28 protein-coding genes and 1 riboswitch are annotated in these 25,618 nt (G+C 56.7%); of the genes, 20 read left to right on the top strand and 8 right to left on the bottom strand.

Translation table 11 applies throughout. The annotated features are described in order from the left end of the window. Window positions 1-49 precede the first annotated feature (49 nt). The 5 genes from ACFSOY_RS06105 to fabI form a co-directional block, all read right to left on the bottom strand. The gene (locus ACFSOY_RS06105; RefSeq protein ID WP_386044816.1) at window positions 50-1,921 is read right to left on the bottom strand and encodes a tetratricopeptide repeat protein; all 1,872 of its coding nucleotides are present in this window, start codon (window positions 1,919-1,921) and stop codon (window positions 50-52) included. A gap of 12 nt (window positions 1,922-1,933) precedes the next feature. Then, window positions 1,934-3,169, bottom strand: a complete 1,236-nt coding sequence (locus ACFSOY_RS06100) for an MFS transporter (RefSeq protein WP_386044814.1) — start codon at window positions 3,167-3,169, stop codon at window positions 1,934-1,936. Then, on the bottom strand, window positions 3,162-3,725 hold the full coding sequence (locus ACFSOY_RS06095) for a flavoprotein (protein ID WP_386044812.1): 564 nt from the start codon (window positions 3,723-3,725) through the stop codon (window positions 3,162-3,164). The genes ACFSOY_RS06100 and ACFSOY_RS06095 overlap by 8 nt, the downstream gene beginning before the upstream one ends. Before the next feature lie 775 nt (window positions 3,726-4,500). Beyond that, window positions 4,501-4,725, bottom strand: a complete 225-nt coding sequence (locus ACFSOY_RS06090) for a hypothetical protein (RefSeq protein WP_386044810.1) — start codon at window positions 4,723-4,725, stop codon at window positions 4,501-4,503. 131 nt (window positions 4,726-4,856) lie between these two features. After that, window positions 4,857-5,627, bottom strand: a complete 771-nt coding sequence (fabI, locus tag ACFSOY_RS06085; RefSeq protein WP_386044808.1) for an enoyl-ACP reductase FabI — start codon at window positions 5,625-5,627, stop codon at window positions 4,857-4,859. A gap of 192 nt (window positions 5,628-5,819) precedes the next feature. Between fabI and ACFSOY_RS06080 the strand changes: the two genes are divergently transcribed. Genes ACFSOY_RS06080 through ACFSOY_RS06065 form a run of 4 tightly spaced genes read left to right on the top strand, consistent with a single transcriptional unit; the run spans window position 5,820 to window position 9,041 of the window. Then, window positions 5,820-6,338 (top strand): DUF4178 domain-containing protein, encoded by a 519-nt coding sequence (locus ACFSOY_RS06080; RefSeq protein WP_386044806.1) that lies wholly within the window; start codon window positions 5,820-5,822, stop codon window positions 6,336-6,338. A 41-nt stretch (window positions 6,339-6,379) separates the two neighbouring features. Continuing rightward, window positions 6,380-7,117 (top strand): YidC/Oxa1 family membrane protein insertase, encoded by a 738-nt coding sequence (locus ACFSOY_RS06075; RefSeq protein WP_386044804.1) that lies wholly within the window; start codon window positions 6,380-6,382, stop codon window positions 7,115-7,117. Between the two features lie 42 nt (window positions 7,118-7,159). Next, entirely contained in the window at window positions 7,160-7,591 is a 432-nt protein-coding gene (locus ACFSOY_RS06070; protein ID WP_386044803.1) for a hypothetical protein, read from the top strand. 19 nt (window positions 7,592-7,610) lie between these two features. Further along, a complete protein-coding gene (locus ACFSOY_RS06065; RefSeq protein WP_386044801.1) occupies window positions 7,611-9,041 on the top strand; it encodes an NAD-dependent succinate-semialdehyde dehydrogenase in 1,431 nt (476 codons plus the stop codon). Between the two features lie 23 nt (window positions 9,042-9,064). On the opposite strand, the gene ACFSOY_RS06060 is transcribed toward ACFSOY_RS06065, so the two are convergent. Then, on the bottom strand, window positions 9,065-9,886 hold the full coding sequence (locus ACFSOY_RS06060) for a metallophosphoesterase (RefSeq protein ID WP_386044800.1): 822 nt from the start codon (window positions 9,884-9,886) through the stop codon (window positions 9,065-9,067). A 112-nt stretch (window positions 9,887-9,998) separates the two neighbouring features. Here ACFSOY_RS06060 and ACFSOY_RS06055 point away from each other — a divergent pair, with 112 nt between their 5' ends. The 12 genes from ACFSOY_RS06055 (at window position 9,999) to ACFSOY_RS06000 (ending at window position 21,886) form a co-directional block, all read left to right on the top strand. Beyond that, the gene (locus tag ACFSOY_RS06055; RefSeq protein WP_386044798.1) at window positions 9,999-10,514 is read left to right on the top strand and encodes a DUF402 domain-containing protein; all 516 of its coding nucleotides are present in this window, start codon (window positions 9,999-10,001) and stop codon (window positions 10,512-10,514) included. Window positions 10,515-10,578: 64 nt separating this feature from the next. Further along, entirely contained in the window at window positions 10,579-11,019 is a 441-nt protein-coding gene (locus tag ACFSOY_RS06050; RefSeq protein WP_386044796.1) for a hypothetical protein, read from the top strand. Between the two features lie 96 nt (window positions 11,020-11,115). After that, window positions 11,116-11,646 carry a hypothetical protein gene (locus ACFSOY_RS06045; RefSeq protein ID WP_386044795.1) on the top strand — a complete coding sequence of 177 codons (531 nt, stop codon included), beginning with the start codon at window positions 11,116-11,118 and terminating at the stop codon, window positions 11,644-11,646. 273 nt (window positions 11,647-11,919) lie between these two features. Continuing rightward, window positions 11,920-12,774, top strand: coding sequence for a DNA alkylation repair protein (locus ACFSOY_RS06040; protein WP_386044793.1), 855 nt, complete (start codon window positions 11,920-11,922; stop codon window positions 12,772-12,774). A 71-nt stretch (window positions 12,775-12,845) separates the two neighbouring features. Continuing rightward, on the top strand, window positions 12,846-13,604 hold the full coding sequence (gene fabL / locus ACFSOY_RS06035; RefSeq protein WP_386044792.1) for an enoyl-[acyl-carrier-protein] reductase FabL: 759 nt from the start codon (window positions 12,846-12,848) through the stop codon (window positions 13,602-13,604). 96 nt (window positions 13,605-13,700) lie between these two features. Continuing rightward, window positions 13,701-14,069: a hypothetical protein gene (locus tag ACFSOY_RS06030; protein WP_386044791.1), complete on the top strand. Its 369-nt coding sequence runs from the start codon at window positions 13,701-13,703 to the stop codon at window positions 14,067-14,069. 35 nt (window positions 14,070-14,104) lie between these two features. Further along, window positions 14,105-14,307, top strand: a riboswitch (cobalamin riboswitch). A 153-nt stretch (window positions 14,308-14,460) separates the two neighbouring features. Continuing rightward, window positions 14,461-15,768: an S-layer homology domain-containing protein gene (locus ACFSOY_RS06025; protein WP_386044788.1), complete on the top strand. Its 1,308-nt coding sequence runs from the start codon at window positions 14,461-14,463 to the stop codon at window positions 15,766-15,768. A 71-nt stretch (window positions 15,769-15,839) separates the two neighbouring features. Next, window positions 15,840-17,054: a DUF4430 domain-containing protein gene (locus ACFSOY_RS06020; protein ID WP_386044786.1), complete on the top strand. Its 1,215-nt coding sequence runs from the start codon at window positions 15,840-15,842 to the stop codon at window positions 17,052-17,054. Next, window positions 17,051-17,929 (top strand): energy-coupling factor transporter transmembrane component T, encoded by an 879-nt coding sequence (locus tag ACFSOY_RS06015; RefSeq protein WP_386044784.1) that lies wholly within the window; start codon window positions 17,051-17,053, stop codon window positions 17,927-17,929. Before ACFSOY_RS06020 ends, ACFSOY_RS06015 begins: the two co-directional genes overlap by 4 nt. Then, window positions 17,930-19,645, top strand: coding sequence for an ABC transporter ATP-binding protein (locus ACFSOY_RS06010; RefSeq protein ID WP_386044782.1), 1,716 nt, complete (start codon window positions 17,930-17,932; stop codon window positions 19,643-19,645). Continuing rightward, window positions 19,642-20,370 carry an ECF transporter S component gene (locus ACFSOY_RS06005; RefSeq protein WP_386044780.1) on the top strand — a complete coding sequence of 243 codons (729 nt, stop codon included), beginning with the start codon at window positions 19,642-19,644 and terminating at the stop codon, window positions 20,368-20,370. The genes ACFSOY_RS06010 and ACFSOY_RS06005 overlap by 4 nt, the downstream gene beginning before the upstream one ends. Beyond that, window positions 20,348-21,886 (top strand): S-layer homology domain-containing protein, encoded by a 1,539-nt coding sequence (locus ACFSOY_RS06000; RefSeq protein ID WP_386044778.1) that lies wholly within the window; start codon window positions 20,348-20,350, stop codon window positions 21,884-21,886. Before ACFSOY_RS06005 ends, ACFSOY_RS06000 begins: the two co-directional genes overlap by 23 nt. 33 nt (window positions 21,887-21,919) lie before the next feature. Here the strand turns inward: ACFSOY_RS06000 and ACFSOY_RS05995 are convergent, their stop codons facing one another. Beyond that, the gene (locus ACFSOY_RS05995) at window positions 21,920-22,534 is read right to left on the bottom strand and encodes an RsfA family transcriptional regulator (RefSeq protein WP_386044776.1); all 615 of its coding nucleotides are present in this window, start codon (window positions 22,532-22,534) and stop codon (window positions 21,920-21,922) included. A gap of 225 nt (window positions 22,535-22,759) precedes the next feature. On the opposite strand from ACFSOY_RS05995, the gene ACFSOY_RS05990 reads away from it, so the two are divergent. From ACFSOY_RS05990 to ACFSOY_RS05975, 4 genes are all read left to right on the top strand, one after another. After that, window positions 22,760-23,569, top strand: a complete 810-nt coding sequence (locus ACFSOY_RS05990) for a Cof-type HAD-IIB family hydrolase (RefSeq protein WP_386044775.1) — start codon at window positions 22,760-22,762, stop codon at window positions 23,567-23,569. A 169-nt stretch (window positions 23,570-23,738) separates the two neighbouring features. Then, window positions 23,739-24,221 carry a ferritin family protein gene (locus ACFSOY_RS05985; protein WP_386044773.1) on the top strand — a complete coding sequence of 161 codons (483 nt, stop codon included), beginning with the start codon at window positions 23,739-23,741 and terminating at the stop codon, window positions 24,219-24,221. A gap of 205 nt (window positions 24,222-24,426) precedes the next feature. After that, on the top strand, window positions 24,427-25,014 hold the full coding sequence (locus ACFSOY_RS05980; protein WP_386044771.1) for an RNA polymerase sigma factor: 588 nt from the start codon (window positions 24,427-24,429) through the stop codon (window positions 25,012-25,014). Window positions 25,015-25,018: 4 nt separating this feature from the next. Further along, window positions 25,019-25,270, top strand: coding sequence for a helix-turn-helix domain-containing protein (locus ACFSOY_RS05975; protein WP_386044769.1), 252 nt, complete (start codon window positions 25,019-25,021; stop codon window positions 25,268-25,270). 200 nt (window positions 25,271-25,470) lie between these two features. Here the strand turns inward: ACFSOY_RS05975 and ACFSOY_RS05970 are convergent, their stop codons facing one another. Next, window positions 25,471-25,608, bottom strand: coding sequence for a YvrJ family protein (locus tag ACFSOY_RS05970; RefSeq protein WP_386044767.1), 138 nt, complete (start codon window positions 25,606-25,608; stop codon window positions 25,471-25,473). Window positions 25,609-25,618: the final 10 nt, after the last annotated feature.

Here is a 25,618-nt window from a genome sequence, read left to right as displayed (position 1 = left end):
AGAAAAAAGAGCACTTCGACTGCGAGTTGTCGAAGTGCTCTTTTGCTTGCTAGACGACCATTTGCGTGTACGGCTGAATCAAGATGTAGGGGCCGTAGTCGAGAAACTCGTTCGCACGCTCGGCCAGCTCGCCTGTGGCAAACAGCTCTTGAAAGCGAGTGGGAAGCTGAGCTTGCGCCTCTTGAAACACGCGCTGTGCCGCCGCTTGATCACCCAGCTTGAGGTGGCAGAGGATGATCGACGCATAGGCGCCCTGCTGACGAGCATCGCCAAGCTCGATCTTCAGTTCCAGGCTGCGCTGGTACCACTGCAGTGCTTCTGCATAGCGCTTGAGCTGGAAGTTGGTGGCGCCGAGCGGGCGGGTGCTGACTTCGGCGCTCAACGTTTCGGAGTGCGCCATGCAGATTTCGTACGCTCGTTCGTAGGAGGGCAACGCTTTTTCCAGCCGACCGAGGCGGTTTAAGATGTTGCCTTCAAAATAGAAATACTCCTTTTTGAAGATGTCAGGAATCTGCTTGACCGATTCACCGACCGTGTTTTGCCAGAGGTCGAGCGCGCTCTCATAATCTTTGGCAAAGTAGTGCAGATACGAGATGTTGATCGACAGGTTGTAGAACAGGCGCAAAGGAAGTTTCGGATCTTCCAGCTCGGCCATCACGTTCCCTTGGGTCATGTGCGAGAACGGCTTGATGCCTTCGTAGGCAGCGTTCGCATATTGCATCGCCAGCGGAATGTCGCGATCGTTCAAATAGGTGACATAGGAGAGGAAATTGTACAGCCAGCAGCGCTCATAGACCGTATCAAAATCGTTGTGCCCCTCGGTGATGCGAATGCCCTCATGCAAAAACTGCTTGGCGATGTCCCAGCGCCCGACGCGCTTGCCGTAACAGAGGGCGAGCAGGTGGTACGCTTTCGTGCGCTCCGCCAAGCTGCCCGCATAGTCGTGCATCTGCGTGAAGGCGTGGATCGCTTCCGGATACATCTCCATAAACGCCAGCGCAAGCCCTGCATGGCGCCAGACGAGGAAGCGCATGGCGCGTTCCTCTTCTGCTGCAAGCTCTGGCAGATGGGCAAAGATCTCATCGCAGAGCGTGAGCACGTTGTCCAAGTTGTAGATGTAGATGCAGTTTTGCAAGCTGGTCTTGATTCGCTCCGCATCCCAGTCTCCTCGGCGCAGCGACTCGACGATCTCCCGAATGTGATCGTCTGGCAACTGATCTGTCCCTTTGGCAGGTGCGGCCGGAGCGACCGTCGCTTTCGAACCGATCAGGCGCAGCGGCTGCAGCGCATCGATGAGAAAGCTGAACAGCTTTTCCATCGCCGCTCCGCTGTCGACGGTGATCTGCCGACCCTCCGTATCGTAGGGGCGCTTGTGCAGGACGAGCAGGATCTGCTCCCCCTTCAGGTTGTGCAACAGATGGTACATCGTCTGCAACGTCAGCCGGTCCGCATGTTGCACGTCGTGCAGCGCGATGACGAGCGGCTTGTGAGCGGCGACCTCCTTGAGCAGCAGAGAGGCGAAGTGCATCATGCGAAAGCCCCAAAGGATGTCGCGGTTCAAGCGGATCTCCGACCAGGAGTAGGAGATCTGGTACACGTTTTGCTTGCCTTCGTACGTGTCGGGGAAGAAGGCGTTTACCTCGCGGAAATAGTCGCGGTGCACCCACTCCCAGTCGGACCAGATCGGCTTGGTTGCGAGCAACAGCTCTCTGATCGTCGCGAAGATCGTGCGGTCGAGCAAGGTCAGCGTGCTGCGAAACAGGATGACATCTCGATCGGCAAACGCTGTGAACGCATCGTCGAGGTCGGACGGCTGTCCGTTTTCAATCAAGATGGTCTTGCCCTGTGATCTTCCTGTCAGCAGATCTTCGATGGCGGCAGAGACTTCGGTGGAGATGATTTGATCGAGCATCAGATTCATCTGGGCTACCTCCTAGGCAATTTTGCGAAGTGGAGTGAAAAAGGATATCAGACCGGAGATCACGATCATCGCGGTCGCCAGCAGGTAGGTGATCAGCGAGCCGCCTGCCAGACCGATCGTAATCCCGCCGACCAAACCGGACAGCGGAATGCAGCAGTTCGAGATCGAAGTGATCGCACCTTCGACGCGACCGAACATCTGGTTGTCGATGTTGCCCTGCTTGTATGCATTGAGGATGACGTTCATCGCGACCACGCTGCCGAGCAAGATGCCAAGCCCGAGGCCGACTGCGATCCAATGCGGGACGAGCGCGATCAGACCGCCGCCGATCAGACCGCCGAAGACCATCAAGCAGCTCAGCAGCATCCCGCGGCGAAAGCGCTTGGTCAAGGGCGGTGTGATCAGGGCGCCGATGATGCCGAAGATCCCGACGGCGGAGAACACGAGGCCCGTTTGATATTCATCGCTCTGCAGCGTATCGCGCAGGTAGAAGATCAGGGTGGACATCACCAGCCCGATCCCAAAGTTGCAGAACATCGAGATCGCACCGATCGCCCGCAGGTCGATGCGGTTCCATCCGTAGGCGAAACCGTCGCGCATATCCTGCCAGATCGTCTTGGCCGCCTGAGCGGTTGCGCTCGGGCGGGCGATCGGCCCGATCAGAAAGACGCAGACCGCCATGATCAGGTAGGAGAAGCCGTTGAGGAAGATCGACGCTGGCGTTCCGATCGAGGCGATCAGGGCGCCGGCGATGATCGGTCCGAGCAGGCGAATCGTGTTGTCGACCAGCTGGAGTCGACCGTTCGACTTGATCAGATCGTCCTTGTCCACCAGATTCGGAATGATCGCCGACATCGAGATGTCCACAAAGAAGGACAGGGTGGAGAGCACAAACGAGAGCACGTAGAGATAGGGCATCGAGAGCAGGTCTGCCCAATAGAGCAACGGAATCGAAACGACCAAAAACATTCGAGCTATATCGCAGACCATCATGATCTTTCGTCGATCAGAACGGTCGATGATCACACCACCAAGCGGCAACAGCAGGATGTACGGCAACGTTTCAAACGCGAACACCGTCCCCATCTGCACAGACGACCCGGTCAGGTCATACGCCAACCAAGGCAAGGCGAGCAGATAGATGTTGTTGCCAAGACGAGAAAAGAGCAAGCCGAACAGAAGGTATAAAAAGCGTGCGTTCGCTTGCTTGGGAGAAGGATGTGCTGGCTGAGGATGCGGGTTAGACATGAATCCCCTGCCCCCTTAACGTTTCCTCCAGCCGCGGGATAAACTGGCCGGCAGAAGGCATTGCACCTTGAACTTTTTGGCCTGTCGACAGCTGGATCGCCTCTTCTTCACCAGGCTCGACGATCAGGTAGCCATCTTCTTTCAACTGCTTTAAGTTGCGCTGCATCGCAGGGCGGTTGAGCATGTGTTCGTTCATGTTCGGGCAGAAGATGACCGGACATTTGGCGGCCATCGCCGCGGTGGAGAGCAGGTCATCCGCAATCCCGTTTGCCACTTTGCCGATGATGTTGGCACTGGCTGGGATGATCACCATCAGGTCTGCCCATGCGGTCAGGTGGATGTGCGGAATTTTAAATTGATCGGTCGAATCGGTCGAGTTCACAAATACGTTTCCATCGATAAAATAGTTGACCGTGTCTTTTTGGATCATCTTGGTCGCGCTTTCGGTCATGATCACATGGATGCTAGATCCCCAAGTGCTGCGCAGCACCGTCAAGTAGTTTTGAATTTCAACTGCACCGATCGAGCCTGCAATGCAGACGAGTACGTTTTTCATCTCCACAGATCTTCCCCTCCATAAATGGCTGAAAAGCCTGGATGGTAGCATCCAGGCTTTTCGAGATGCGTGCGTATAGATCAGGAACTAGCAAACCCAAACTTGATCTTGCATGCTTGACACCTCCGTTCGACTGTCAGATGGAAATATGATCAATTAGCAAACGAAGATCGAGCCGTTGTCTTTCATGCTTGTCACCTCCGCGCTGAAAACTACAGGGTAAAAAGGAACTAGCAGAGGTAGATCGAGCCGTTGTCTTTCATGCGTGTCACCTCCGTTGCTGATAATAGTTGGCTGGTAGTTGGACTAGCAGATGAAGATCGGATCTTTCATGTGTGTCACCTCCTTATAGATGTACAAAAAGATTAAGGTTCTACAATTTATTCAACTCACTTGAATGTAATATTACTACATGCAAGAGCGGAAATCCTACCTAAAAATCAAAAAAATTTGAAAAATAGCAAATCTTTTGCGGAAATTAGAGTTAAAATAGATTAACTTAGAGGCTGTGAGGAGCCTGATCGCGAACGGCAGGCTTCTCACAGCGAGCAGGAGCAGTTAAACTAGCAGATCCAGATGTTGATGTCACCGATGGACAGGTTGCGTTTCATGTTAGGTCACCTCTCATATGTTATTTAATGAATTGGGATACAAATAGTAAATACTACATGCGGGATCGAAATTCCTACCTGTAAACTGAGGTTAAATAAAAAAACTGTCGCTTCCTGTGGGCGACAGTTTTCGGTGTGAGTCTGATCTGAACGATCGAAGTTGTTCAATCATAATGAATGGTCGAAGGGTGGTCGTAATCTCCACCCTGTGCGGGCAGTCCGCCGCGAGCGCTGATCTCCGCGCTCACATTTTGCAAAATGCGCTTTCCATCGGCATTTAAAACGCTCTGCAACCGCTGCAGGGTATCGCGATAGTAGGACAGCTCGTCGACCGACCACTCTGGGAGCGGAATGCTCTCCAACCTGTTCAGCTCTCGTCCGACGTACATCTGGCGTCACCTCCTGTGCTTGTAGGATGAACGCAGGCGACCGACGTTATCCACAGTGTCGAGCGACGCAGATGAAAATGAAAAAGCGGCAGGCAGAGATCTTCTGCCTACCGCTTGTAAAAGTGTCAGGATCAGCCCATGATGTGGTAGCCAGCATCGACGTGGATCGTCTCGCCGGTGATGCCGCTCGCCAGATCGGAAGCGAGGAAAAGTGCGGTCTTGGCCACTTCATCCTGGGTGATGTTGCGGCGCAGCGGGGATTTTTCCGCCACTTGCGGCAAGATCGAGGTGAAGTTTTTCACGCCGCGCGCTGCCAAAGTGTTGATCGGGCCTGCGGAGATCGCGTTGACGCGGATGCCCTGCGGACCGAGGTCGTTCGCCAGATAGCGCACGCTGTGCTCCAGAGCTGCTTTGGCGACGCCCATCACGTTGTAGTTGGAGACGATGCGCTCGCCGCCGATGTAGGTCATCGTGATGATCGAGCCGCCTTCGGTCATCATCTCTTTCGCTTCGCGAGCGATGGTGACCAGCGAGAATGCCGAGATGTCGTGCGCCAGCAAGAAGCCTTCGCGCGAAGTGTCGACAAAGTTGCCTTCCAAGTCTTCCGCTTTCGCAAACGCCAAGGAGTGCACAACCCCATCCATCGTGCTCCATGCTTTCTTGAGCTGTTTAAATGCGGAGGCGATCTCTTCGTCACGCGTCACATCGACAGAAACCATCGGCGAACCGGGCATCGTCGATTCCACGAGCTTTTGTACACGGGATTCCAAACGCTCCCCTTGGTAGCTAAAGGCGAGGGTTGCGCCCGCTTCGTGCAGTGCTTTCGCGATCGCCCAAGCGATCGAGCGGTCGTTCGCAACGCCCATAATCAAGAACTTTTTACCAGCTAACAGTTGGTTCATGTCCAATCTCCTTTGTGAGTAAAATGCACTCATAGTACCTAGTACTATATTGACTGATTTTGTTGCAAAGAACAAGTGTGCCCGCACACAATCATTTTTTGCAAGAGATTCGGTGAAAGGTGAAACCATCGGGCGATTCAATCGTATATATGATGCGGACTTGGTGACTTCGAATAGAAGGAGAATCGGTGTATGGGTTTTTTCAAACGAATCAGATCGGCGTTCGGCAAAGACCAAGAACCAGCATTGAAACCGCGAACCTTGGTCAATCTAAAGGTTGGCGACATCGTGTCCTACGAGCTGATCGACTATCAGGTCGAAGGCGTGACCCTCTATCTTGGTGGAACTCAGCAGCGGTATGGCTATCTGCTCAACGATGCGGGGAACAGGCGCTTTCTGTTGGTCGAGAGCAAAGAGACCATTCGCGCCTTCTTGTACGAGAACATCCAGGCCCGTCTGGAAAATCCGGAGGCGGTCAACTACGAGATGGTGTACGATGGTGTGCACTACTATGAGAAGGTGCGCGGCGAGTCGAAAGTCGATGTGATCGGCAAGAGTGCGTTTCACACATCCGACCTGGTCTACTGGTGGATGCACCTGTCTGACGATGGACGGGGGATGCTGATCGAGTGGCAAAACGGCGAGACGATCATTCGGGTGGGCGCACCGATAAAAGCGGAGCACGTCACCATCTTTGCAGCGAGCGAGTAGGGAAACACAACTGATATGAAAGAGTGGGGAGTGAGGATTCGATGAGCAACTGGGGTGTGGTGCAATTTTTAGCAGGACTGTTGCACCCAGTATTAAATGCGATTGAAGGGTTTGTCCACGACTGGGGACTGGCTGTCATCCTGTTTACGTTGTTGGTTCGTCTCGTCCTGTTCCCGATTTCGATACGCCAAGCGCGTTTCGCTTGGAAGAACAGACGGTTTATGAACGCGATGAAAGACCTTCGCGCTCGTTTTCGTGACAAGCCGGACCAACTGAAAGAGCGGACGACGCAGTTGGCCTTGGAACATAAATTCAACCCGTTTGGGATGATCGGAACTTCGATCTTGCAGATGCCGATCTTTGCGGCGGTGTACGCGCTGTTCTACCATTTTGGCAGCGACATCACCTCTTCGTTGATCCCGTGGGCAACTGCGCTCGGACAGAGCGATGCGACGCATGCGCTTCCGCTGTTCGCCGCGCTGTTCACAGCGGGCGGGGTGCTGGTGCCGATCATCCAGCCTGACGCGATCGAGCAGGTCGCCTGGCTGAAGAAGTTGACTCCGATGTTGATGATGATGCCGCTGATGTTGCTCGTGCTCTGGAAAGCGCCGGTGGCGATCTCGCTGTACATGAGCACCACAGCCGCTTGGGGCATGATCGAGCGCACCTTTTTGCGCAGTCGATTTGCGGTCAGACGCTTTCGCCTGAATCCAGATCTTGTCATGTCTGGTGCGCAGGGAGGAGTCGACCCCCACGAAGACGAAACAAAAAAAGCGTAGCCATTTAGCGGCTGCGCTTTTTTACAAAGAGGAGATGAAAAGATGGGCTATACGGTCGTACCGATCTTGCAAGAGCAACCGCTCATCTTGAGCGAAGAGCATCTGGCCCTTGAGGGAGCGGAAGGGGAAGCGTGGAAGAAAGCGATGCAGAGCTTGCATCCGCGCCTCTTGCCATCTTTAAAAGAAAGCGCCTTGCTCTCCGAGGAGGAGAGCGAGTTTTGTGTTGCTGGCGGGATTTTCGATTACGAGCGGGGAAAAGAGCTGGTGATCGATGGGGTGGAGCTGCAGCTTTCCCACTGCGCGGAACACTTTTTGGACTTCTTGATGTCTGCGGAAGACTGTCTGTCGGTTCTCGCCGAGCGGCAGGAGATGCTCGCTCCGCTCACCGCGAGCGAGGAGCAGCGAGCGCGGTTGGATCGGCTGACCGAATGGTGGCAGCGGGGCGATCGCGTCTTGCTGTTGCAACATCGATAAAGAAGGAGGCGTGCGAACGATGACACGAAAAAGCAATCTGTATCTAGGTGGAAGCTGGGTTCCGACCGATCGTCATTTTTCCGTCTCCGATCCGGCCAACCATCGCGTGGTCGGATCGGTTGCAGACGCCGATCCTACGCATGCGATTCGAGCGATCGAGGCGGCGCACAGCGCGTTTGCAGAATGGTCGAAAACGCCAGCTCCGCAGCGCTCAGCCCTGCTGTACAAATGGCACCGCCTGATCCTCGACCATTGCGATGAGATCGCAAGCCTGCTCACCTCGGAGATGGGCAAACCGCTGCCGGAAGCGAAAGGGGAGGTGGTGTTTGCTGCCAACTTTGTGCTCTGGTACGCGGAAGAGGCGAAGCGCATCAACGGTGAGACGCTGCCGGCCAATGAGCGCAACAAGCGAATCACCGTCCTGCGCCAGCCGGTCGGCGTGGTCGCGGCGATCACGCCGTGGAACTTCCCGGCGGCGATGGTGACGAGAAAGGTTGCCCCTGCGCTCGCAGCCGGATGTACGGTCATCTTGAAGCCTGCCGAGCAAACACCGCTCACCGCCATTCGCCTGATCGAGCTGGCGGAGCAGGCTGGATTCCCGCCCGGCGTCCTCAATCTGCTGACGACGAGCGACCCGGCCGCTGTCGGAGATGTGCTGACCACAGACGCGCGCGTGCGCAAGATCACCTTTACCGGTTCGACCGAAGTGGGCAAGCTGCTCTATCGGAAGGCGGCCGATTCGGTCAAGCGGATTTCGCTCGAACTGGGCGGACACGCTCCGTTTATCGTCTTTGAAGATGCTGATCTCGATCAAGCGGTCACCGGGGTGATCCTTTCCAAATATCGCAATGCTGGCCAGACCTGCATCTGCACCAACCGCGTCTATGTCCAGTCGAGCATCGCCGAGCGCTTCGCTGAAAAGCTTGCCGGCGCGGTGGGCAAACTGCAGGTTGGCGATGGCAGGCTGGAGGGCGTGCAGATCGGCCCGCTGATCGACGAGCGCGCGCTGGAAAAGGTGGAGCGCCATGTCGAAGATGCGCTGAGCAAAGGAGCGACGGTGCTCTCTGGGGGAAGTCGCGTGGACAGCCCAGGCTACTTTTTCCAACCGACCGTCTTAGGCGGTGTGACCGAGTCGATGCAGATCGCCACCGAGGAGACGTTCGGCCCTGTCGCCCCGATCTTCACCTTTGAGTCGGAAGGGGAAGTGCTCGCGCGCGCCAACGATACGCCGTATGGATTGGCCGCCTACTTCTACACCCGCGAGATCGGGCGGATCACCAGAATGCAAGAAGGGCTGGACTACGGGATCATCGGGGTGAACGATCCTGCTCCGTCGCTGGCGATCCAAGCGCCGTTTGGCGGTTTTAAGGAGAGCGGTCTGGCTCGCGAAGGCGGAAAATACGGCCTTGACGCCTTTCTTGAAACCAAATATATCTCGCTTGCCTTTTAGCGTTTTGGGCATAAAAAAACACGCTACGCAGTGGTGCGCAGCGTGTGCACGGTGATCTCGGGGCGGGTGCCGAGGCGGGCGTTAAACCCAGCTTGGCCCATGCCATCCGAGATGTAGATGTTCTTACCGTTCACCTGATGCAGGCCGGAGATCACGTTCGACTTGGGCAGTTCACCCATCGGAAACAGCTTGAACGCGCCGGGGATTTTGAACTGACCGCCGTGCAGGTGGCCGGAGAGCAAAAGGTCGAACGAATGATCGTTCATGTCGAGCACGATGTTCGGGTCGTGGGACAGCACGAGGTTGACGCCGTCCCCGACACCGCGAAAGGAGCGAGGGATGTCAGATTTGCCGAGGCAGAAATCGTCGATGCCGATGATGTTCAAGCTCTTTTCGCCAAAGCGAATCGAGTCCCACTCGTTTTCCAGCACGCGAACGCCTTTGGCGCGAATCAGCTCGCCAAGCTCCTCGATGCGGTCGCCAAGATAGTGGTCGTGATTGCCCCAGACCAGCCAAACGCCATGCGCCGGCTTGGTTGCGACGATCGCGTCGAGATATTCCATAAATTTGTTCAGATTCTTATAGTTATCCAGGTAGTCGCCTGTCATCACGATCAGGTCCGGTCGGGCGTCCTCGATGAAGCTTGTCAGACGGGAGGGCGTGATCGACTGGCGCTCCATGTGCAGATCGGAAAGCTGCACGATGCGCAGTTCGGAAAAGCCCCCGTCTTTCTGCAGGGTCATCTCGACTTCACGGACGACCGGGCGAAACGTGTTCCAGTATGCGTAGGAGACAAATAAAGCCAGTGCGGCGAGTACAGCCACAATCATCAACATGAACAACATCGAGATTCACCTTCCTTCACCAAAGTTTTTTCGTTCATGTTATGTCAACAAGGACTAAGTCTAACACGGATGCGCACCGGAATCGACCTACAAATGTTGGAGGGGGAGCCTGATGAAACAAGTTTGGATGCAAAGCTATAAACATGATGGACGGGAGCACCGCAAGTGGGTCAAGCTCTATGAGGTGCCGGGCGAGCGGGGAATCCTCTGGATCGATCCGGATACCCCGGTGATCGAGGCGGACGGCTCCACCTGGTCGAGCCCGTTCCCGGTCATCTACTGGGTTCATCCTGAGAAGTGGTTTAATGTTGCGATCCTCTGCAAGGAGACGGGGACCGGGTATTATTGCAACATCGCGTCTCCGATCGATTATGACAGCGAGCACAAGCTGTACCGATTTATCGACTACGATGTCGATCTGATCGCCAACGAAGATGGTGTATACGAAGTGGTCGATGAGGAAGAGCTGACCGAACATGCGCATGCGATGAAATACCCGCAGGAGATCCTGCACAAGATCGCCGAGGCGACCGCTGAGCTGATCGCCCTCTTCGAAGCGCAGGAGGGGCCGTTCGACCCGGAGGCGCGCGAGAGATGGACACAAGCCTTTCTCGATGCCACAACTTGACGCATGACAACCTCCCTCTTCACAAACACTAGCTATGAACGCAAGCTAGGAAGAGGTGAGCCAAATGGAAGCTGACAACAAACGGGTGATCGTCGCGTCGTTTTCGAGCTATCAGTCTGCGCACGACACCATGCAGAAACTGCACGCAGCTGGACTGAACGATTTTAGCGTCCTCTATCTGCAAAATCAGGGCGATCAGAACGCCGACGGGGTCGAAGGTTTCTATCCGTCGATCACGCCGAACATTCAGAGCGTGATCGACGCGCCTGTCGAAGGGGAGATCGAAGTCCCACAGCTGAATGTTCTGCCCGGCTATGCGAACCAGCGCACGCAGGTGGCGGTGAAAGATCGCCTCCAGTCGTACGGTGTCCCAGAGGCGACAGTCGCGCAGTGCGCCAGCCAGATTCAAAGCGGCAAGACGCTCGCCGTCATTCGGGACAGCGAGCGAATGGACAATATCGCCCAGCTGCTCAAGTCCGAATCCGAATATGTGCAACTGGTCTGATCGCTCTGACGAAAAAGTCTGCCGCTGGCAGGCTTTTTTCGTATTACAATGTTTTGAACGACAATGGGTATCCTACAGGCGAAAGGAGTGGTATGCATGAAGCTTGCAAAAACGATTTTCGCCACCATGATCATCGGAGCGCTCACGCTGACAGGCAGCGGAGGCGCGCTGGCAGATTCGAATGCGAACAATGTCCATCAGCCCGCCGAGCATGGCGGTCATCAACACAAACAGTTGACAGATGAGCACAAGCAGGCGCTTCTCGATGCTGGTGTCGATCTCAAGCAACTGAAAGCGATGCATGATCAAATTCGCACCCAGATGGAAAACATCCACGCGCACAGCAAAGACTTGCATCAGAAGATGGAAGCTGCGAAAGACCAGAAACTGCAGCAACAGGTCAAGGAGGATCTGAAGCAGTACCATGCGCTGATGGGCCGGCTCAAGGAGAGCAAGCAGCAGTATCGAGATTTGCGCCAGGAGCTGCGAGCGGCAGCCGAAGCGAAGGACAGCAAGAAGATCAAAGCGACTTTCGCCAAGCTCCAGACCAACCAGCAAGACATCTTGAAACTGTTGCAAGCGGCAGATCAGGAGCTCCAGCAAGAGCTGAAAAAGCTGAAAGCATAAGCCTGCCGTCTCGATCGTGCGCTGTCACCACGATCGGGGGCACACCGTTTGCCAGCAGTGACCGCAAGCTGACGTCTGAGGAGATCGGACGTCAGCTTGTTTGCTGTTCTGCTCGATGTTCTGCCGTTTGATATAAGCAGGTAGTTCATTCGCTTTTGAGCTGTTCCCTAAACTCCGCTATGATGGGGAGAGCATGTTTTCGCTGAAAGGTGATCTTGAACAGTTCGGGCAGCCGTTCAACAGGACGCCTTTCAGGTGAGAGAGAGGAGGCGAATGGAAATCGAAAGCGCGATTGTCGAGGATTGGGTACTAAATCGAAAGGGCGCGCGAAAAGCTTCTGACATTCCAGCAGAGGTGGCGGAGCTCCTGCTGGCTGGCAGGATTGAGAGCGTAAATCTGACCGAATGGCTTGCGGTTGATCATGCGATTCTGCTTCAGCATACCCTTCCGGCGCTCGGGTTGGGAGAAGCTGTCAGCACGGTGCAATCGGAGCTGGAGCGAGCGAAAGGGCAGGGAATTATGAAGCTGCTTCCTCTCATCGGGAAGAAGCTGTTCGAACTGCTAGCCGATCTGGAGGAGGATCGAAGGGGGACGCTTTTTCATGCGCTGTCCAGCCATCGCTCAGACAGCGTTCGCTGTTGGGCAGCCTATGTGGTCGGCGTGAACGACAGCTTGTCGATCGAAGAAAAGCTAGCTCAGATCAAACCGTTTGCTGCCGACCCGCATTTCGGTGTCAGAGAGATCGCTTGGATGGCGGTCAGGGGATCGATCACACAGTCGCTTGAAGGCTCGATTCACCTTTTCCAAGCATGGGTGGTCGACAGCGATGAAAACATCAGAAGGTTTGCGATCGAATCGACGCGACCGCGTGGGGTGTGGAGCAAGCACATCGACGAGCTGAAGCAAAATCCGGCTCGGGCCTTGCAGTTGCTCGATCGTGTCAAAGCGGATCGCTCCAAGTACGTTCAAGATTCGGTGGGAAACTGGTTGAACGATGCGAGCAAATCGAACCCGGGCTGGGTGCTTCAAGTTTGTCAAGAATGGCTGGAAGCAACTGATTCGAAAGCGACGAAGCGCATCGTGACAAAAGCGAAGCGGACGATCGAAAAAAAGCGGGCCGCCAACTGATCGCTACCACCTCGAACAACCTTATGCTATACTTACTCCTACTACCAGCTACTAATGGAGGGGACCTCATCATGACCACACTCACAGGAAAAACAGCGCTGATCACCGGCGGATCTCGCGGCATCGGCAAATCGATCGCGCTCAAGCTCGCATCGGAAGGCGCAGACATCGTGATCAACTTCTTCCGCAACCGCAAACCTGCGGAAGAGACGCAAAAGCTGATCGAGATCATGGGGCGGAAATGTCACATCGTCAAAGCGAACGTCGGCGACCTCGACAAGATCGACCAGCTGTTCGAAGAGATCAAGGAGACGATGGGCGGGCTTGATATTCTGGTCTCCAACGCCGCGTCTGGCGTGCAGCTTCCGGCGATGGAAGTGGAGGAGAAGCACTGGGATTGGACGCTGAACATCAACGCGAAGGCGCTGCTGTTCCTCGCACAGCGGGCCGTTCCGCTGATGGAGCAGCGTGGGGGCGGTGCGATCGTCTCGATCTCTTCGCTCGGCAGTCGCTTCGCCTTGAAAAATTACACCTGTGTCGGCACTTCGAAAGCGGCGCTCGAATCGCTCACGCGCTATCTCGGAGCAGAGCTTGCTCATAAGAACATCATCGTCAACGCGGTGTCGGGAGCGGCTGTCGACACAGACGCGCTGACGCACTTTCCGAACCGCGAGGAGATGATCAACGACGCGATCAGCCGCACGCCTGCTGGCCGCATGGTCACGCCGGAGGACATCGCCGATGCGGTGCACTTCCTCTGCACCGAACAGGCGAAGATGATCGTCGGGCAGACGCTGATCATCGACGGGGGATACTCGCTGATCAACTAGGGCGGAAACGCGCTTGCCGCAGGGAGGATTTGACCTCCGTTTCCCGCTCCGCTAAGATGAGAGCAAGATTGCACTCCAACTTGAGGTGAACAAGAGATGCTTAACGAAGCAATTTTTCGCTCGAACGAATTTATGGTGATCCAAGCGGCTGTCGCAGCTGCCAACTTTGCGGTCGGCGCCTTCAGCCTTGAGCTGAAGGGCATGCGGGCGCTCGGCAACACCGTCATGGCCGAGAAGCTGGAAGCTGCTGTCAACAAGGCGAAGGCGGACAGACAGTTTGCCGCCTCGCTGTTCGACACTCATCTGCAAGGCGAGTTCAACTCGGAAGCAGATTTTAAAAAGGTGCTCGACATGGTGCACAACTACAACTCGCTGATCGACCATTCGCTGATCAACTCCCGGGCGGCATTTCTTCCGCTCGGCGCCGTTCCGGAGATGCGGAAGGATCGCTTCGAAGAGCAGTAGAGACGAGCACAGGAAAGACCAGCCCGCTGTCGGCTGGTCTTTTTGCTTGTCCAAGCCAAAGCGAAATGATAAACTACCACTGAGACTGGAAGAGTAGGGAAAGTGGTGCAAATCCACTGCAGCCCCCGCTACTGTATACGGTGACGCGCTCACAGATGCCATTGTCCGTTCGGATGAGAAGGTGTGAGCTGGCGGCAGACCCGTGAGTCAGGAAACCTTCTTCCAATCGCAGTCCTACGTGCTTTCGGAGGGAAGGTACAGGAACCAGGTCATCTTGCAGCTTGGCGTCATCAAAAGATCCTGATTCTAAGAGCCTTCAACTCCTGACCATGCGGCAGGAGTTTTTTTACGAGATCCGTTTTCCAAATGATTCCTGAGAGGAGAATGACTAATGGCTAAGCGCATCACAAAGATTTCTGCTGGCGTCCTGCTGGCGACCTCCCTGCTCATTCCGCAGACGGGAGCTGTGCTGGCAGCAGATGATAGCCTGACGACCGTCAAGGTCCGGGTGGCCGGATTAAACGGCATGCATGAGGAGAAGGTGTTAAACGTCGGCTCCGCTTCGTTCACCAACACGGTCGGTGAAACGATCACGATGCAGAAGCCGACCGCGATGGGCGCGCTGATGAAACTGCTCAGCGAGCAGAAGCTCACCTATGAGGCGAAGACGGTTTCCTTCGGCTCCTACATCTCCAAGATCGGCACGCTGGGAGAAAAAGATCTCAACGCGAATGCCGGCTGGTCGGTCTGGGTCAACGGGAAAGCGCCGGACATCTCTGCTGATGCATCGGAGATCCACGATGGCGATGAGGTGGTCTGGGGCTATTATGACTACACGCAGACGCTCTTCCCGCAAGTCAGCTTCTCGACGACCACGCCTGCTGTCGGCGAATCGTTCACCGTCAAGGTGACGGCGGAGCAGACCACCTATGATGAGGAATGGAATCCGACCGTCACCACCGTCGACGTAGAGGGTGCGGCCGTTCAGAAGGCGGGCACAGCGGAGACGCTTTGGCAGACGGGCGCAGACGGTGTCGCCACGCTCAAGGCAGATCAGCCGGGACTGCTCCAGCTGGAGATCGACAAAGTCGATCAGCAGACGGGCGTTCCGCAATTGATTCGTACCGGTCGCCTCAACCTGCTCGTCGGCAACCCGAACGCCTCTTTCACCGACCTGCAAGGCGTTGACTGGGCGAACGAATCGATCCTTGCGCTCGCGAAAAAGGGGATCGTCATCGGCTCGGGCAACGGAGAGTTTCAACCGAAGCGTCCGGTCACCCGCGGCGAGCTGACCAAGATTTTGGCGCTGTCCAGCGGTGACCTGAACTTGGGCGGCCCCGCTTCTTTCCGCGATGTGAACCAAAACGCGTACCAGACGTTCATTGAGACGGTCGTTCGCAAAGGGTACATGAGCGGGGACAAGGAAGGCACCTTCCGTCCGAGCGCAGGTCTGACTCGCGAAGAGCTGGCCGTCGTGCTCGTTCGCTTCGCCGGGATCGAACCGACCTCGAACATGCAGGAGCTGAGCTTCCAGGATCGGGGAGATGTCAGCAGCTGGGCGCGTCCGTTCGTCAGAGCGGCCGTCGAGTTTGGCCTGATGAGCGGCGATGCGGAAGGAACGTTCCGCCCGCATGCGACCGCTTCGCGAGCTGAAGTTTCGACTGCGATCGTGAATGTCATGAACGGAACGAATAAATAGTACGCTGTACGGGAGAGGCTCTGTGAAGAGCCTCCCCCTCTTTTTACCATTGAACAGGAGGAAAGTGCGCCATGAAGCTCACCTCACAGCTTGGACTTTTTCTTGCGCTCGCCTTGATGATCACCGGATGTGGCAGCCAAAGCGAGTCGAGCAAACAGCAGGAAGGGAATTTGCCGGAGCAGGTCGTCGTCCAGCTCCCCGAGCAAGAGCAGCCTGAAAAGGAAGCGGAACAAAAAGACCAAGAGCAGCAGCAGGCGGAAGATACAAAACCGAACGAGCAAGCCGGGGCGGCTGCCGGCAACAATACCCCGCCGGCCAAGAGCGACAAGCCTGACGCTTCGAAAGGCTCGAATGCGAGCAAGCCGGCGAACGGTGGTTCGACCGCACCGCAGCAGCCATCACCTGGCAAAAAGCAGCCGGCGGGCAACTTGCAGATGCTCGTCACCCACAATTTTGGCGCCGTTTCCGAGTTTAACCGCTCGGTCAGCTACTACGGCGGCGAGTCGGTGATGGATGTGATGCGCCAACATCTCGAAATCGAGACGGCGTACGGCGGCAGCTTCGTCAACAGCATCAACGGAGTCAAGTCTGGCTACACCGATAAGTCGATCTTCACGCGGAAAAAACGGGACTGGTTTTACTACGTGAACGGGGTGGTCTCAAGCGTGGGGGCGGACGCATATGCGGCGAAAAACTCGGCCAGCGTCTGGTGGGATTACCATGACTGGTCGGGCAGCGGATCGAACACGCCAGCGGTCGTCGCCTCTTACCCGCATCCGTTCACGAGCGGATATGAAGGCGCGCGACCGGGGACTGTCATCTACTACAGCGACGGCCATGCTGATGATGCGGATCGCTTGGCATCCGCCTTGCGCGGACAAGGCGCGCAGGGCGTGAGCACCGCGTCGTATCGCAACCAGACCTTGATCGAAAACACGACCAACGTGATCCTGCTCGGCCTCTGGTCGGAGCTGGAAGACCACTCTTCCGTACAGGACGTGATGAGCAGCCCAACGCGCACCGGCATCTATGCAAAAGTGAAGGATGGAGCGGTGCAAATGCTCGACTATACAGGGGATGAGAGCGGCAAAGCCGGGCAGGCGATGGTCGTCGCGACCGGAACGGGCAATGGCGATACCACGCCGACCTGGCTGTTGATCGGCGTGAACGACGCGGCGCTCGACGAAGCGGTCAATACGATGACCAGCGGAGGAAGCAAGCTGCGCGGCAAGGTGGGCATCGTGCTGAGCGGCAGCACAGCGGTCGGCATTCCGGTCGCACCATGAGGCGCTTCGAACGGCTGCATGCGCTGACGCTCGCCATCTATCCGCTGCTGTTGATGATGATGGCGCTGCTCACCGGGCACCCGCTCTATCTGCTCGCCCTGTTCGGCGTCACGATCTGCGCGCTGCTGACGAGCGGAGGGGCGAGAACTTTTTTGAAAACGATGCGCTACGCTTGGCCCTTGCTGCTGATCATCCTCGCGCTCAACGTGCTGATCTCCAAAGACGGTGCGACGATCCTGTTCGACGGACCGCGAATTCCCGTCTTGGGGGCGCTGCGCATCACCCTGGAGGCGATCCTGTTCGGCATCGTCATGGTGCTGCGCCTGCTCGTCGTGCTCGGCGCGGGCAATCTCTATCTCGCCTGGCTGTCTCCAGACCGCGCGCTCGGGCTGATGGCAAAATGGGCGGGCAGATCGGCGGTCGTCGCCATGCTGACCGCTCGCCTGATCCCCTACCTGACCGAACAGGCGAAGAGCGTGGGCGAAGTGATGCAGAGCAGAGGGGTGCGCTTTCAGGAAGGTTCAACCCGCGAGCGGATCAAAAAGCACAGCCTGATGCTCAACGTCCTGCTGATCTCTTCGCTCGAAGGGTCGTGGCAGGTTGCCGAATCGATGGAGGCGCGCGGTTTCGGGTCGCGCCACCGCAGCTCCTATACGCGGGAGCGCTGGCGGCGGCTCGACCTGCTGATCTGGGCGGGGATGCTCGCAGCGCTCGCGCTGATGATCGCGCTGCTGTCGATCGGCGCGGCCAGCTTCGATTTTTACCCCCGCCTCTCGCCGATGCTCGCAGCTGGCGGTTGGACGTCTGGAGGGGCGCTCCTGCTCGCCCTCTTGCTCATCCTCCCACCTGTGCTCGTGAAAAGGAGAACCGATTAGATGGCAGCTCTCGAACTACAACTGACCGACCTGACCTATACCTATCCGGATGCGCAGTCACCCGCGCTCGACCAGCTGACATGGGCGGTGCGGCGTGGCGAATTCGTCGTGCTCGCCGGGCGCTCCGGCTGCGGCAAATCGACGTTGCTGCGCGCGATGAACGGGCTGGTGCCCGAGTTTTATGGCGGGACGATCGCCGGGAGTGCGCGCTTTCGCAACGCCTTGCTGAGCGACTTTGCGGAGCGAAAGATCGCACGCCATATCGGCATGGTCTTTCAAGATCCGGAAAAGCAGCTCGTGATGAGCGAGGTGGAGCGCGAGATCGCCTTTGGGCTGGAGAACTTGCAAGTTCCGCAGGCGGAGATGAGACGCCGAGTGGCAGAGGTGATGGCCTTTTTCGACCTGACCGATCTGCGGCGGCAGAAGACGGCAGATCTCTCCGGCGGCGAAAAGCAAAAGGTGGCGATCGCCTCGGTGATGGCGCTTCAGCCTGATGTGCTGCTGCTCGACGAGCCGACCTCGCAGCTCGATCCGGGCACAGCTCAGGAGATCTTAGACCTGATCAAGCGGCTGAACGAAGAGCTCGGCCTGACTGTCATCCTCGTCGAACAGCGCTTGGATCGCGTGCTGCATCTGGCAGACCGCGTGACCGCGATGGATGGGGGGCGCATCGAGTATGATGGCGACCCAGCCGGGTTTGCCACCTATGCGGCAGAGTGCCGGCCGGAGCTGTTGCCGCCCGTCACCCGCCTGTTCGTGGCGGCAGAGCTGCCGGAGCGCCCGCTGACCGTCAAAGCGGCGCGGCAGATCGTCGCCGAACAGCTTCGACCGGAAGAGCCGGCCTTCGCAGTGGAGCGCAAGAGCAGCCTGTTCGCTCGGCTGCGCGACCGGTGGGGGCAGAAGCGAGCGGAGGAGCAAGCCGCACTGCGGGCGCTTGGCGTCTCCTTCGCCTATCCGGGCGAAGATGAGGTGTTAAAAGAGCTCACCCTGCAGATCGATCGCGGGACGATCACGACGATCCTCGGGGCGAATGGAGCGGGGAAGAGCACGTTGCTTCGCCATTTTATCGCGCTGCTCAAGCCGAGCGCAGGAGCGGTGGAGGTCGAGGGGCGAGCGACCGCATCGCTCGATCCGGCAGATCTCGCAGGCACTGTGGGCTATCTCTCGCAAAATCCGAGCGACTATCTCTTCCATGACACGCTGTGGCAGGAGTGCCAATTCTCGCGCGAGATGGTCGGGCTGCCGACAGAGGGGGAGGCGGCGGAGCGCGAGATCTCGGCCGTGCTGGACAGCCTCGGGCTGCTGGGACACAAAGACCGCAACCCTCGCGATCTGAGCGGTGGGGAGCGTCAGCGCGCCGCCTTGGCAGCTGTGCTGGTGCAGCATCCGAAACTCCTGTTGCTCGACGAGCCGACGCGCGGGTTGGATGCCGGGCAGAAGGACAACCTCGGACGCTATCTGCGCGACTACGTGCAGCGCGGGGGCACCGTCGTGCTGATCACGCACGATGTGGAGTTCGCCGCCGAACATGCGCATTTCGCCGTGCTGATCGACGATGGGGCGGTGGCGGCAGCAGGCACGCCGCAAGAGATGTTCGCCCGCGGCATGTTCTATGCGCCACAGATCGGCCGCGTCTTCCGCGGAGTGTCGGCAGGCGATGTGATCACGCTGGAAGACGGGGTGAACATTCTGACGAAAAAGGAGCGCAGCCTGTGAAGCGAAACGCGTTTTCCCTCCTGATCATCCTGCTCACCGCAGCGGTCGTCTTGCTCGCCTATGAGCTGTGGCCGACAGAAGATCTGAACTGGGCGGTCACCTCGTTCGCGATGCTCTTTCTCGGGCTCGGACTGTTCTATCTGCGGTTCGAACGGGCGAAAGTCTCGTCCAAAGAGATGGCGCTGATCGCCTCTTTGGCGGCGCTCGCCGTCGTCGGACGCATCATCTTCGCGCCCTTTCCCAACTTCAAGCCGACCACCTACCTGATCCTGCTCGCCGGATTTGTCTTCGGCCCGCGCGCCGGATTTATGGTCGGGTCGACCGTCGCGGTCGTCTCGAACATGTTTTTCGGTCAGGGCCCGTGGACGCCGTGGCAGATGCTCGCCTGGGGGCTGGTCGGGGCGACAGCAGGGCTTTATGGCAGGTGGCGCGGTGAGAGCGTCCGCCCGCTTGAGCTCGCCGTGTTCGGGGCGATCTGGGGGTTCCTCTTCGGCTGGATCATGAACTGCTGGGTGTGGCTGACCACCTTTTTCCCGCTCACCTTCAAAACCTTTCTGGCGGCCAACGCGGCGAGCTTTTGGTTTGACGTGTCGCACGCATCGGCAAACGTGCTGTTCGCCCTGCTGCTGACCCGCTCCTTTCTGCCGATCCTCTACCGCTTTCGCAAGAAACTTACGACGACCACACTGGAGGTGCAACATCATGTTGAAACGAAAACTGGCTAAGCGATTCACCCTGTCTGCGGTGACGCTTGCGGTGATGCTCTCGCCCTTACAAGCGGCGAATGCGGCGACAAACGCCGAACTGATTCAACAGCGCGATGGGGCGATCTCCTATCTGCACAGCAAGTATAAGGTGAACAACTTCCGCTATGTGATGGACTGGCCGGCGCTGACGCTCTATGCGGCTGGCGAATCTCCGACGAGCGCCCGCTGGAGCACCTCGACCGGACAGAACGGCGTGACGTGGCGCGAAGCAGACTTGAAGAAAAATCTGAACATCTCCGACGCGACCACCGACTTTGAGAGCACCTTGCTCGGGGCGCTGGCAGCGGGGAAAAACCCGCGCGCTTACGGCCGGCGCGACCTGGTGCAAGCGGTGCTCTCCTCCCAGCAGCAGAACGGGAAATTTGCCGACACGATCTACGGGTTTGGCGAAGACTTGCTCAACTCGCACATCTATGGCATCATCGCGCTCTATGCGGCGGGTGTGGAGATCCCCAACAAGCAAAAGGCGATCGACTACCTGCTGTCCAAACAGCACGCGGATGGCGGCTTCAACTGGTCGGTCGGGATGGCGCAATCGGGCACCGATGTGACGGCGATGGCGTTGATCGCGATGAAGGCGCTCGGTCTGGATCAGGCCGATCCGGCGGTGCAGAAGGCGCTGCTCTACCTCAAGCAAAATCAGACGGAGCTCGGCGGATTTAAGAATGAGGGCGTCGAAAATCCGGATAGCAACTCGATCATCATCGAGGCGCTGCTGATGAACGGGATCGATCCAAGCTCTTGGAAAAAAGGGAGTGGGGACGTCCTGACCAACACGCTCAGCTATCGGAACAGCGATGGCGCGTTCGCCTATCGCAAAGGGGGCGACTCGAACGTCCTGTCTACGCAAAACGTGGCGCTCGCCCTCTCCGACTTGGTAAAAGGGAAGTCGGTCTATCAGCAGCTGCGCGAGCAATATGCGGGGAAGTCGGGCGCGTGGCAGCCGCTGTTTGCCGATCTGCCCTATTCGCATCCCTATTATGAAGAGAACATCAAGCTGGTCAACTTGGGCGTTGTCGTCGGCCATCCTGATGGCACGTATGGCCCGAATGACAACGTGACCCGCGAGCAGTTTTCGACGATCATGGTCAACGGTCTGCAGCTGCAGGATCAGCTCGGTCCGAAGATCACCAAGTTTCGCGATGTCAGCCTCGATCGCTGGTCCAACCCATACATCAACGTCGCCTATCAAAAGCAATATATTGTCGGCAGGCCGGGCAACCTGTTCGATCCGGCAGGCAATGTCACCGGCGCTGAGGTGATGGCGATTCTCGTGCGGATGCTCGGTCTGGAAGGCGATGCTCTCGCGCGCCCCAACCAGAAGAACTGGTATGATGGTCACATCCAGGTGGCGAACGAGCAAGGGTTGTGGTATCCGAACTTCGATCCGAATAAGAATGCAACCCGTGCGGAGCTGAGCTACTCCTTTATCCACTACTACGAAGCGGCCAATAAAAAGGGAGCGTCCTACTAGGACCCTCCCTTTTCTTCGTGGATGACGGGGCGGCTATTCGCTGACCCGTTCAAGATTGCCGTGATCGTCCATCTTAAAGCGCGTTTTGTAGCCTTGCTGCTCCATCTCCAATATTTTTTTCGCTCGGTCCATGATCTCTAGCAATGCTTTCGAATCATGTCCGAGCAGTTCGCTGGTCGAGCGAGAAAGCACCTGTTCGCCGCCGCGCAGCTGAACGTTTTCTTCGCTCAATTCGCTCAGTTGCTCTTGCAGCTCCTCTATGCGATCTTCCAGTTTACGCGCCCGCTCCTGTAAGTTGAAATATTCGCGCTCATGGTTTTTTAGCGCGCGGATGATGCCGTCGATCGAAGGGTCTTCGAGGTCTGGGCCGTAGACACGGCGCTGTTTGGCTTGTTGGCGAATGGAGAGGCGCTCTTTTTTCGCCAGCTTCGCCTCTTTGATCTTATCTTCGTAGCTTTTGCGAACCACACCGTTCCAACGATATCCACAGGCGGCCGGCGTTCGACCGAGCAGGTTAGCCGACTCTACGAACGCGTTGAGCTGTGTGCTGCCTTCTCGTATATGACGCAGCACGATCTCGGCGAGCTTGAGATCGTCGTCTGGTGTCCATGCGTCAGATCGTGTGGTCCAACGTTCCACTGTTTCCATTCCTATCGCCTCCAAACTCGTATATTATCTGTATGTCCCGCAGTTGGGAGATTGATACACTTTCATCCACGAAATTTAGGTGACTACTCCATTCATATGAAAGACTCCGCTCATTCTGTCACTTTTCTTAGTGGAAAAGGAGAAAAAGTTTTTAGGTGAGACAACCTTGACACCTGTAGGAGGCTCATGTACCATCTGTTTACTTAGGCAATAGGGGGGATATGCATGCGAAAGAGTGATCGAAAACTGATCGCCCTCGATCTGGACGGAACATTATTGAACAAACAGAAAAAGATCACGCCTCGCACGAAAGGGGTGTTGGAAGAGGCGATGCGAATGGGCCATCATGTGGTCATCGCGACCGGTCGACCGCCGCGAGCCAGCTTGAACTACTACCATGAGCTGGGCCTGCACACCCCGATGGTCAACTTTAACGGAGCGCTGGTTCACCATGCGGTGGATGAGGAGTGGGGCCATCATCACTTCCCGCTGGAGCGAGCGACTGCGCTGCAAGTGCTAGACGTCTGCGAGCAGTTCGGGATTCACAATGTGATGGCGGAGATCAAGGATGATTTTTACTTAAAGCAACACGATGCGAAGATCGTGAACATCTTAGGCGAAGGGCGCCAACCGCTGGCGGTGGGCGCGATCCACGATCTGCTGCACGATCATCCGACCTCCCTGCTGATCCAGGCGCGCGAAGAGGTCGTCTCCGACCTGCGAGCACATCTGCATCAGCATCATGCCGATCTGATCGAACACCGCTATTGGGGCACTCCGTGGAATGTGATCGAAGTGATGAAGGCGGGGGTCAACAAAGCGACCGGACTTTCGCTGATCGTCGAAAGCCTCGGGCTGAATCGGGAGCAGGTGATCGCATTTGGCGATGAGGATAACGACTTTGCGATGATCGAATATGCGGGGCTCGGCGTGGCGATGGGCAATGCGAACTTGGAGCTCAAGGCGATCGCCGACTCGATCTGCGATACGAATGACAACGACGGGATCGCACAGATGCTGGAGCGACTCTTATGAGGAACGGCCGATGTACAAGCTTGTGCATCGGTCGTTTTTTGTGCCCTCGAACGCTTTTTCCAAGCGGTGCGGCGAGTCGGTGTAGCGGTTCGGCTGGACTGGGCACCGTTTTCCAAGCGGGCGAATATGTTGACAGGGAACGGACTTGTAGCGAGGGAGGATACTGCCGATGTACGACTACGGCTATTGGACGGCCATCCCTGCCTATCACGTTTCGCAGCGCACAGGGACTGCCCAAACGCCCTTTACCGACCAGGCGCGCTTTTTGCGAATGGTGCGCCAAGCGATCAGCGACGAGCGCCAAGCGCAACAGTTCTATCGGCTGCTAGCGGAGAGGGCCAATTCAAAATTTCAAAAAGAGCAGATCGATCATGCGTACGAAGATGAAGTGAAACACGAAAAGATGTTGATCAGGCTGTACAGCACGATCACAGGACAATCGCCACACGTATCATCCGCGCAGGCACCAGAGCTGGCCGACTATCTGACCGGCATCAGAAAAGCGTTTACAGATGAATTGCAAGCGGCTGAGATGTATCGCGATCTCTACCTGATGAGCAACTTGCCGTGGGTGCGCGACATCTTTTTTGAGCTGATCACCGATGAGATGGAGCACGCCTCTCGCTTCGCTTTTATCCGTGCAGAGCTGTGAACAAAAGCCGAGCCTTGATGAGAGGTTCGGCTTTTGTTGGAAAAAAATTGATCACAGCCCAAAATAAATGGAATAAATGAGAAAGTTAGTATATAATCATAATTAAATAGAAACTTTCGATCCATTCCGAAATCGTGGCTGAAGATGGGATGATCTTGCTGGTGAAAGGTGGTTTGTCAGCTTCAGTGAAAAGGAGGGAGTCCGAATGACTCAACCTGCACAGTTGCCTATTGGACCGCAATTCAGCAACCCGTTGCTCAAAAGTTTTTTGGCAGAGCCGGAAAACCAGCGCCTGTTTTGTCAAGGAGAAGCTGAAGAGTTGGAGCGTCGCTTTGCAGATCACTATTTCGAACGGCGCTTCCTCAGCTTTATTCGCAAGCACATTCACTATGAAGCTCAGCATCTGTTGCGCAGATTGAGACGGAAGCAACAGGTGGAGCCGCTGTTGCTCAATCGAAAGGTGAGCGACGAGGAAGGGACAGGCTTTGAGGCGGTCACGCTGCTCGCAGATCGCACGGCGTCTGTCGAGGAAAGGGTGGTCGGGCGGACGATCGACCTCACCGACCTGACATCGAACGAGCAGCTTCACGTCGCTTTGCAGACGCTGTCGCCCAAGCAACAGCTGGTGTTACACCTGCTGTTCGTGGAGGGCTTGAGCGAACTGGAGGCGGCAGACGTCCTCTCCATCTCGCAGCAGGCGGTCAACAAGAGCAAGGGAAAGGCGCTTGAACAGATCAGAAGACAGCTAGGGGTCCAAGCGAAGAAAGCCAAGCCGCGTCAGGAAAGATGGTGATCTGGTGGCCAACGAATCGCTGCGTTCCCTCATCTCGCGAGCCAAAGCGGGCGACCAGAGTGCGCTGAATGAAGTGGTCCAGCGCTTTCGACCGTTGATCCGAAAGTATGTTCGTCAGGCACCGCACAAGGACGCGCATGATCTCGAACAGGAGCTCACTCTGCGCTTGATCACGCTGGTGCGCTCGTACCGAGAGGAACTGCCGTATGGATTTAAAGACCTCGTGGAAAAAGAGCTGCGGAAAACAAATTCATAAGGGAGATTCGATCGGCATAGTAGTGGGGATATGTCGATTTTTTTTGTGCGCACGAACGGGCAGGTTAGCGATGGGAGCGGTTTTGGCATCGACCGATGAGCGATCAGCCTTGCACAAAAAAAGGGTCGCGATCCTCGGGGGCAGGATTGCGACCAGTTCATTCTCTCTGGGAGTTGAAACATAAGGCGGTGAGGTCTAAACTATCGATCATCCAAGGCTTCGTCGATGCGGGCTAGCAAGGTAGAGACTTCTTCCAACTTATGCTGTGTCTTGATGAGCAAAAAGAGGCTGACGACAATGGGGAATCCGTAGTTGCTGACCAGTTGTACCCAATCCATGTGGAAAACC

Origin of the sequence: Tumebacillus lipolyticus (genome assembly GCF_042682745.1) — a bacterium.
GTDB lineage: Bacteria > Bacillota > Bacilli > Tumebacillales > Tumebacillaceae > Tumebacillus_A > Tumebacillus_A lipolyticus.
The sequence above is the reverse complement of the archived record's forward strand: the minus strand, read 5'-3'. Positions and strand labels throughout refer to the sequence as shown.